The sequence below is a fragment of the Enterococcus sp. JNUCC 77 genome (assembly GCF_054819945.1).
The window spans coordinates 77,305-85,699 of sequence record NZ_JBTHIG010000004.1; the positions used below are offsets into that span (position 1 = coordinate 77,305).

Below are 8,395 nucleotides of genomic sequence, written 5' to 3' on the forward strand. Positions count from 1 at the left end.
GTCTATCATGTGTCTTTTTTCTTGTGTCTATTCTAGTTTTCAATTGGGAGGAATACGTGAAAAAATTTCTAAGAATATTACCTATTTTATGGTTTATTGTGGGGCTAGTCTTTGCAGGATTATGTTTTTACGGTTATTCCTTGTTGAAAACAACGGATAACGACATAAGCATGACGCACCAAATACAACCAAAAAAGGAAACAAAAGAAGCAACAGAAAAATTAAACGATCAAGCCAATTTTGACCCTGATTCAATTAAACCAGTGTCACCTAGTGAGTATGCGAAGGCACAACTGAATTATGAAAAGATTGTCAATCAGTGGGGAATTGGTGCTATATACATTCCTAGTGCCAATATTAGAACCAAGGTACTAGCAGGAATGAGTAATCAGAATTTAATGGTAGGGGTAGGGACTTATTATCCCGACCAAGCTTTAGGCAAAGGCAACTATGTTTTATTGGCTCATAACTTAGTAGAAGGCGGAGGCGCTTTAGGACGGATTTCTAACACACAATTATCAAGTGTCATATACGCCACCGATTTTACGACTGTTTATGAATATTTCACAACAAAAAACGAGGTTGTCAATCAAGCCAATGGTGAAGTTTTAGACCTGCCAAAAGAAGAAGAAAAAGCAAAGATTACCTTTATACGTTGTGAAGGGGGCATGAACACGCCTAATCGAGCAGTGGTACAAGGTGAGTATGGCAGGTCGTATCCAGCCGAAGAAGCCACACCAGAAGTAAAAGAAGCTTTAGGTTTGTACAAAAAAGTTGATACAGGAACAAGTGCCACAACTGAAACCACTGATAATCAACAAGCAAACAGCAATTTAAAAAACAGTAATAATAAAAAGAATCAGTTCAAAGAGGGCAAGGAATCACGATACAATGGGCTTCAGCGGTTTTGTATTGTGTGCTTTCAACTGATGAATGATTGGTTTATTCAACTAATGGTGGGCTATGCAGGGATATTTATTTTCCTTTTAGTTTTTAGCCAACAGATGTTAAAACGAATAAGCAGCTAGTTAATTGAACAAGAAGGGAAGATCAATTTTTGAAAAAATTCAGCAAGATTTTATCAGCGCTTTTGATTTCAGCACAGACATTCATGTCAGTACCATTGAATGTATTTGCAGAAGAAAATAAGCCGAAAGATTCAACGGAACAGGTAGAAAAAGACACGTCCACAACTGAAAGTAGTTCTGAAACCACTACGAGTAGTGAAAGCTCTACTAGTTCCTCTAGCACCACAGAAAGCAGTACACCGCCAAGTAGTAGTGAAAGCTCAACGGTACCAAGTACCAAGCCTACAGACGATACCACTACTTCTAGCAGTCAAACAACACCTAGCAGTGAGGAGCCAAAACAGGAAACTCCTAACACTGCACCAGAAGCACCACAACAACCGCAAGAAACACCAACACCGGAAACTACGATTAATCAACCAGCTACTAACGATCTAACGCAATATGTACCGTCTGCCACAGTCACAAATGATGGCGCGATCCATTTTGAAAAAGATGAGTCAGTAGATAGTTTTATTCGTAAAATTGGCGAGTCAGCAAGAAAAATCGGGCAAGAGAAAGATTTGTATGCCTCAGTCATGATCTCACAAGCAATCTTAGAATCAGCGTCAGGTCAAAGCACATTAGCTCAAGCGCCTAACTATAATTTGTTCGGCATTAAAGGAACCCATAATGGTAAAAGTGTTTCTATGGCTACCCAAGAAGATTTCGGGAATGGCAATCTTTACAGTACCCAAGCAGGCTTTAGAGTCTATGAAGATTATGAAGATAGCTTCAATGACTATGCCACCTTGTTAAAAGAAGGCATTTCAGGGAACAGCGAGTTTTATTCAGGCGTTTGGAAAAGTAATGCGCCAACCTATCAAGACGCAACGGCATTTTTAACAGGAAAATATGCCACAGATACGCAATATAACCAAAAACTAAACGGTTTAATTGAGACTTACGATTTAACAGAGTATGACAAAGAAGTACAAGGGGCACCAGTAAGTGCTACTGGCTACGCAGTTCCAGTCAATAACTATACGATTTCTAGTCCATTTGGTAATCGAGGTAGTGAGTTTCACCGAGGATTAGACATGGCAGCCAGTCAAGGTGAGCCGATTCATGCTAGTAAAGCAGGGACAGTCATTAAAGCTGAGTATCATTACAGCTGGGGCAATTATGTGGTTATTCAACATGACGACGGTATGACCACTTTATACGCTCACCAACAACAATATTCAGTCAAAGCAGGGGATCACGTAGAACAAGGTCAAATCATAGGCTATGTTGGTTCAACAGGAAACAGCACAGGGGCACATTTGCATTTGGAAATTTGTAAAGACGCAAGTTTATCACAGTCTATGTTGATTGATCCTGCAAGTGTCATTTTTTAAAAAATAAAATAATAGTAAAAAAGCTATCTAGCAAAGATTTTGTTAGGTAGCTTTTTTTTGAAGGGAAAGAAGAAATGGGGGGCAAAGGACAAAGTTTAATACTGCCAATCAATGAAAAAAGAAAAATTACACTTATTTTTTCAGGAAAAAACTACTTAAAATCAATTTGGTTAAAAGCTGAAAAGTACAAGGAATTAGTCTTGGAGGGTGAATTAAATGCTACTCGCTTACTAGATACAGAAAGAGTGGTTCTCGAAAATAACGGACGGTTTATACTTGTGAAAATTAAAAGTGGGCGTCGTATTTATGATGAAAAGACTGTAGAAGATTCTATTCACCGTGTCGGCTACTATTCTATGACTGTCATACCAGAAATGAAGATTCACCGAGACCACATTGAAGCCTACTTAAATCAAAATTATAAAAAAAAATAAGTCGTTGATAGACGGCGTGAGATTTTGTTGAAGGAGTGAGTTTATCAGAATGGTGGAAAAGGAATTTAAAGAAAAAAGACAAGGATATCTCGATAAGATTGGAAAATTTCTTGAAATAAAATAATCATCATCAATCTATTATTTATAGAGGAGAAATAATTGATCCGAATTCAGATTGGCACTTAAGAATCACAAAGGAAAACAGTTTGTAGCACAAAAACAAGAGAGGTGTTTTGAAATGAATAATCAACAATCGTTTGCAGAGGCTCTACGACTGTTAAATGAAGGGACAGGCGAAATAGTATTTATTGATCCAAAGTTCGATTGTCAGGCAAGGTAGGTCTTTCCATTTTCTAAGTAAGAAAGGAACGGTTATATGAAACTAAGCTCAATTGAAAGAACTTCTCTGAAATGGCGCATTATTGATGAACTTTACCAAAATTTTTCTCAAAGGCTTTGGATACCTGAAACAACAGAACAAGATTTAGTAAATGAATTAAAAAAACTTGATGTCATTACAGATGTCGAATTGATAGAAAAGTATGGAAATATTTTAGAAGTAAATACTTATGCAGATCGAGAAGGTATTTTACTATATCTTAATGAATTTAAAGAAGAAATATCAACTTATTTCATTAAAAAGTATGGTGAAGATGATGAAATAGTAGAAGCTATTAGAGAATCGGGAGTATCATTTGGGCAATTTGAATAAAGGAAATTCATTATGAAATTCAGTAATACGAAAAAGTTATATGGCATAAATAAATATTTTATTGAAGGAATAACAATCGGCGAAATCCTTATTTTAGGCTATTTGATTTACTATGCGATTTCTTCTGAAAGGATTAATTATGGTATCTATGTCAAAGACGTTTATGTCCAACATTATGAAATATTAGATTCTGTATTATCCGAAAGATCAATTGTTGATATGACAATCATTCTAATTATATGTTTCTTCTGGTTTTGTATTTCAAAAATTTTGAGATTTAGACTGGAAAAAGAAGATGATAATCAGATTCTTTTGGGTAATTGCTTTGTTGTAGGTTTTGCATTAGGTATAGGAATACTATTACCAATGATTACTTTAATAATAACTAGAATAATCTTTGGTTGAAATTATCTATTTAGCCGTGGTCGATGAGGAATATTGAATTAAGGAGCTTATCATATGTTTTTAGCAAAATTCACAGGAAAAAATGAATCAAAATCAAACGCTCTGACAATTGGAAAAAGTAGAAATAGTAAGATTGAAGTTGCTGTAAAAGAATGTCAAGAAGAAACTTCAAAAAATGTAACAGAAGAAGATATCAAAAATTATTTTGAAAGAAAATATCAGAAATGTAACACGACTAGTTCCAAATAATAGTCAAGCAAGTGCTAAGGGTGTGATTTTGTGCAAGATAAAAATATTTATATTGTGGAAACGTTAATGAGTTTTAATGAATACATTGAAATAATTGGTGATGGATTTGAAGAAGCAGTGACTATTTACAATTCCGAATCAAAAAAAATTGATTTTAAAGAATATCTATTAATACCACAATTAGAAAATTTCTCTACGGAAATAATTGAAAATTTGAATAATCAAGAAGTAATTATTCTTACTTATAATTATGAGTTGTTCAAAATGGCATATGAAGATTTTATGAATCAAATCAGAGGAAGAATACATTCTTTACAGTTTTTGGAAAAGAGAAAACTTATTTATTTATAAATTTCGTCTGATTTAAGAAAAAAATTATTCCGTTACTAAAAAATCACGTGCAATTGTAGAGGAGCTTCGATTTGAATGAAATTCCCTGATATAAGATACGAATTTAGAACGATTACCAAGCAAAACAAAAATAAAAATATCATTGAAATTATGGTCTGTACAATAGACTTTAAAAGTGAGACTGTTACATTAGGAGAATTGATTAGCTATGCCTCAGGTGAATGTATTTTTATAGCAAACCATGCAACTGAACCAAAAGAAATGAAATTCAGAAAAATTGATGAGGCTAAACTTCATATTGAAGCAGTAAGTGAAGATTATTGTGTGTCCGAAGCGTTTTATTATGAACAAGGCATACCTAAATATATCGATTAAGATTAGTAGTTTTATAAGAGGGGGGTAGTTGGCTAGGGGTATTTTGTCTAATTTCATAACTGTTATTGGAACCTTTTTAGTAATACTAATCATTGTGTTTAAGATTCAAGGGAAAGAAGAACAAGCTTTTTCTCTTCTTAAGATTACTAGGAGTGGGCTCATGCTTGTAGTTTTGCTAATACTATTTTTAAGTACGGCTTTGTACTTTTCATACTTAATTAGTCAATAATCGAAAGAAATAGCGGAAATAGAAAGTAGGTGAACACGACGGAAACTAACATTATTTACAACGAAGATTGCATGATTGGCATGAAAAAAATTCCTGATGAGAGTATCGATATGATCCTTTGTGATTTACCATACGGCACCACAAATTGCAGCTGGGATGTAATAATTCCTTTTAAACCGTTATGGGAACAATACATGAGAATCATTAAAGATAATGGAGCGATTGTTTTAACTGGGACAGAACCATTTAGCAGTATGTTACGGATGAGTAACTTGGATATTTACAAATATGATTGGATTTGGGACAAAATCAAAGGAACTGGATTTCTTAACGCAAACAGACAACCAATGAGAAATCATGAAAATATATCAGTGTTTTATAAAAAGCAATGCACTTATAATCCACAAAAAACAATTGGACATGAAAGAAAAACTTCAAAAAGAACAGTTAAGCATCAATCTGAATTATACGGATTTGTTAATGTTGATAATGCTTATGATTCCACTGAAAGGTTTCCGAGGAGTGTTCAAGTATTTAGTATGGATACTCAAAAAGAAGCACTGCACCCTACCCAGAAACCATTAGCATTATTCGAGTATCTAATTAAAACATACACTAATGAAGGAGATTTAGTTTTGGATAACTGCATGGGTAGCGGAACAACTGCAGTGGCATGTTTGAATACTGAAAGGCGCTATATAGGATATGAACTCAATAAGGCATATTATGAGACGTCTTTGACGAGAATTAAAAACAATAATATCCAAATGAATTTATTCGGGTAGTCAGCAAAAGACGGAGATTGTGGAATCGTGAAAGGAGAAAATATGGATGAATTGAAAGTAGAATATTATTTAGAAGAAGAAAAACCGGTCCTGATAGGTTGGGAGATACCAGGAGAATTAACTGTTGAGGAATTACGCATTCTCTTTGATAGTGTTTTAGAAGGTCTTAAAAATGTTGAATGATTGCGTTACTTGAAAGTGTTGATTCAACACTTTTTTTCTTTGTCCAAGTAAAGAAGAAAGGAGGGACATAATTTAGTGAAACGTAAAGATTCTATTCAAGAGGAAAGCTTAATGTTTACGATAGATTCTCTTCCGAATAAAAAAGTTATTATGAAAATCCTTCAAGGTCAGCCTGATTTACAACAAGAAGTCAAAAAGTTAAAAGGCAAACCTATACTTTTACCTCCAATGCTTTTTAAGCAAATTTATCAGACTCTTCAACAAAATCTAAGAGAAAACAATATGATCAATAGGGAAATCACGATAAGTATAACCGTACCTCATTTTGATCACTATACTTTGAAGACAGACACCAAAAAAATCGCTAAAACAGACTTTCTAGGTTTGCTACAAGAAAGTATTGTGAATGAAGAAGATTTAGAGACAGCCAATCAAATGTATCAAAATATTATTGGTGAATTTAATGAAAATCCTTCGAAAGTAGCTGTTGTAGCCGATTCAGCTACTAATAAGGTGACTCCAAAAAAAGTCGATTCAGAAGAAATTAATGCACCACTAGTACAAGAGGATTTGCAGGAAGAACAAGAGATTCCTGTAGGAATAGTTGACCAAAAAACTGAACCTGATTTTAGTGATAAATCCGAGGTAATAAGAGAAGTATCAGAAGAAAAAAAATTGAGTGTCAAAGTTGATGTGAATTACTTAAAAACATTGAACGTTTCTAAAGAAAAAATTTCTGTCATTGATCCTGAATATGAAACTGAGAAATACAACCAAGAAGCGCGTAAAGTTAATAAATTGCTTCATAAATACTCTTCTAAGCTTGAGCAAGAAGTGAATGGTATTTATCAAAATAAAAATAAAAACCTGGAAGCTGAATCCTATTCAAAATCCATTTCTCTACAAAATCAACTTATTCATTATGATAATCAAGAAGAACTAATAACTGCTTATCAAGAGAAAGAAAACGAATTTGATCAGAAGAAAAGAGAAAAGATATTTTCTCTAAATGAAGAACTTTCAAAGGAACAAAAAAAGCTTGAGTTAGCCTATGAAAAGCAATTAGAGGATTTAAGTAAAACCTTCTTCAAAAGAAAAAATAAAGCTATCAACACGTTAGATTATCAGTTTGATACCTGGTTAACCACAGAATTTAAACTGACTTGGGATAACCATTATTCTGATTTGAAGGGTCGAATATCTTCTATCGAAAATCAACACTTTGAAGAGCTTTCTGAAAAGCAACAAAATCTAATTTCTGAGTTTCAAAAATATCTAGAGACAGTAAAACCTTCTTATGAAGTTGTTTCAAAAAGATATATGGAAATGAGAAGACCCGAATTAAAAACTGAAATACTTTCTGATATTAATATTTATCAAAAACAAAAAGAAGCTGAACACTTGAATGATTCTCTAACAAAAGCTGAAGTTGCAGAGCTCCTTCAAGAACAAGAAAGGCGATTACAAAAAACTTTGTCACGAAGAGAAGCGGAAGACAGTAACAAGGTGCAACAAAAAGAAAAAACAAAGAAGGAAAAAATCAGTTTTAGGGAAATGATAGACAAATACGTCACAAAAAAAGTAAAAATAGTGATCTTTTCAGTGTTCATGATTACAATCGTTTTTGGGTTAGGTTTTAGTGTATACAAGAAGATCACTTATATTGCACCTTTTGACACTATGATTTCTAGTGAAGACTATGAAGCTGCTATAGAAAACTACCCGAATAGGAAATTTGAAGTAGTAGACGCTTTATATAATAAAGTATTAGATGGAAATACAGGCGCCTTAGATGAATTAAAAACGATTAACAAAGAAACAGAGACACCTTTAGGTAATTTTGATTTAGCTGTATTCAGTGAGGACTACAACGAAGCAATTACTCAATATCAAGAAGGAAAGGGAATGATACCTAAAAGATATTGGGAAAAAAGATATGCTGTTATTGGTTATTGCTACTTGAAGAAAGGTGATGTAAAGAAAGCGAAGCTTTTTGAGGAAAAATCAAATGACACAGTCTTATCAGATAAGATTAGTTCCTATGAAGAAATGGACGATAAGATCAATCAACTAACGACTCAATTGGAACAGTCTAAAGAAAAGGTCAATCAAATTGAAAATAACGAAGAAAAAGAGACCATAATCTCAGAAATAAAAAAACAAGAAAAATCTTTAAAACAGCTAAAAAATGATTTAAAGGATATATGACCTACTCATATAAAAATACAAGAAGGTCATACAAATTTTTTGTTGGAGGTAATGTGC

At 33.3% G+C, this 8,395-nt stretch carries 11 protein-coding genes; all 11 read left to right on the top strand.

Features of this window, described 5'->3' with window-relative positions; all coding sequences use genetic code 11:
* Nucleotides 1–56: 56 nt before the first annotated feature.
* The 11 genes from ACVWNY_RS18900 to ACVWNY_RS18950 all read left to right on the top strand — a co-directional run bounded on the left by ACVWNY_RS18900 (nt 57) and on the right by ACVWNY_RS18950 (nt 8,338).
* Entirely contained in the window at nt 57–1,028 is a 972-nt protein-coding gene (locus tag ACVWNY_RS18900; protein WP_454072497.1) for a class A sortase, read from the top strand.
* Nucleotides 1,029–1,057: 29 nt separating this feature from the next.
* Nucleotides 1,058–2,407, top strand: a complete 1,350-nt coding sequence (locus ACVWNY_RS18905; protein ID WP_454072498.1) for a M23 family metallopeptidase — start codon at nt 1,058–1,060, stop codon at nt 2,405–2,407.
* A gap of 74 nt (nt 2,408–2,481) precedes the next feature.
* Nucleotides 2,482–2,841, top strand: a complete 360-nt coding sequence (locus ACVWNY_RS18910; protein WP_454072499.1) for a hypothetical protein — start codon at nt 2,482–2,484, stop codon at nt 2,839–2,841.
* Nucleotides 2,842–3,217: 376 nt separating this feature from the next.
* The gene (locus tag ACVWNY_RS18915; protein WP_454072500.1) at nt 3,218–3,553 is read left to right on the top strand and encodes a hypothetical protein; all 336 of its coding nucleotides are present in this window, start codon (nt 3,218–3,220) and stop codon (nt 3,551–3,553) included.
* 12 nt (nt 3,554–3,565) lie between these two features.
* The gene (locus ACVWNY_RS18920) at nt 3,566–3,958 is read left to right on the top strand and encodes a hypothetical protein (RefSeq protein ID WP_454072501.1); all 393 of its coding nucleotides are present in this window, start codon (nt 3,566–3,568) and stop codon (nt 3,956–3,958) included.
* Nucleotides 3,959–4,012: 54 nt separating this feature from the next.
* Nucleotides 4,013–4,207, top strand: a complete 195-nt coding sequence (locus ACVWNY_RS18925; protein WP_454072502.1) for a hypothetical protein — start codon at nt 4,013–4,015, stop codon at nt 4,205–4,207.
* A 30-nt stretch (nt 4,208–4,237) separates the two neighbouring features.
* Complete coding sequence (locus ACVWNY_RS18930; protein ID WP_454072503.1) at nt 4,238–4,558, top strand: hypothetical protein; 321 nt, start codon at nt 4,238–4,240, stop codon at nt 4,556–4,558.
* A gap of 75 nt (nt 4,559–4,633) precedes the next feature.
* The gene (locus tag ACVWNY_RS18935) at nt 4,634–4,933 is read left to right on the top strand and encodes a hypothetical protein (protein ID WP_454072504.1); all 300 of its coding nucleotides are present in this window, start codon (nt 4,634–4,636) and stop codon (nt 4,931–4,933) included.
* Nucleotides 4,934–5,233: 300 nt separating this feature from the next.
* Nucleotides 5,234–5,947: a DNA-methyltransferase gene (locus ACVWNY_RS18940; protein WP_454072505.1), complete on the top strand. Its 714-nt coding sequence runs from the start codon at nt 5,234–5,236 to the stop codon at nt 5,945–5,947.
* A 42-nt stretch (nt 5,948–5,989) separates the two neighbouring features.
* Entirely contained in the window at nt 5,990–6,130 is a 141-nt protein-coding gene (locus ACVWNY_RS18945) for a hypothetical protein (RefSeq protein WP_454072506.1), read from the top strand.
* A gap of 75 nt (nt 6,131–6,205) precedes the next feature.
* Nucleotides 6,206–8,338: a hypothetical protein gene (locus tag ACVWNY_RS18950; RefSeq protein ID WP_454072507.1), complete on the top strand. Its 2,133-nt coding sequence runs from the start codon at nt 6,206–6,208 to the stop codon at nt 8,336–8,338.
* Nucleotides 8,339–8,395 lie beyond the last annotated feature (57 nt).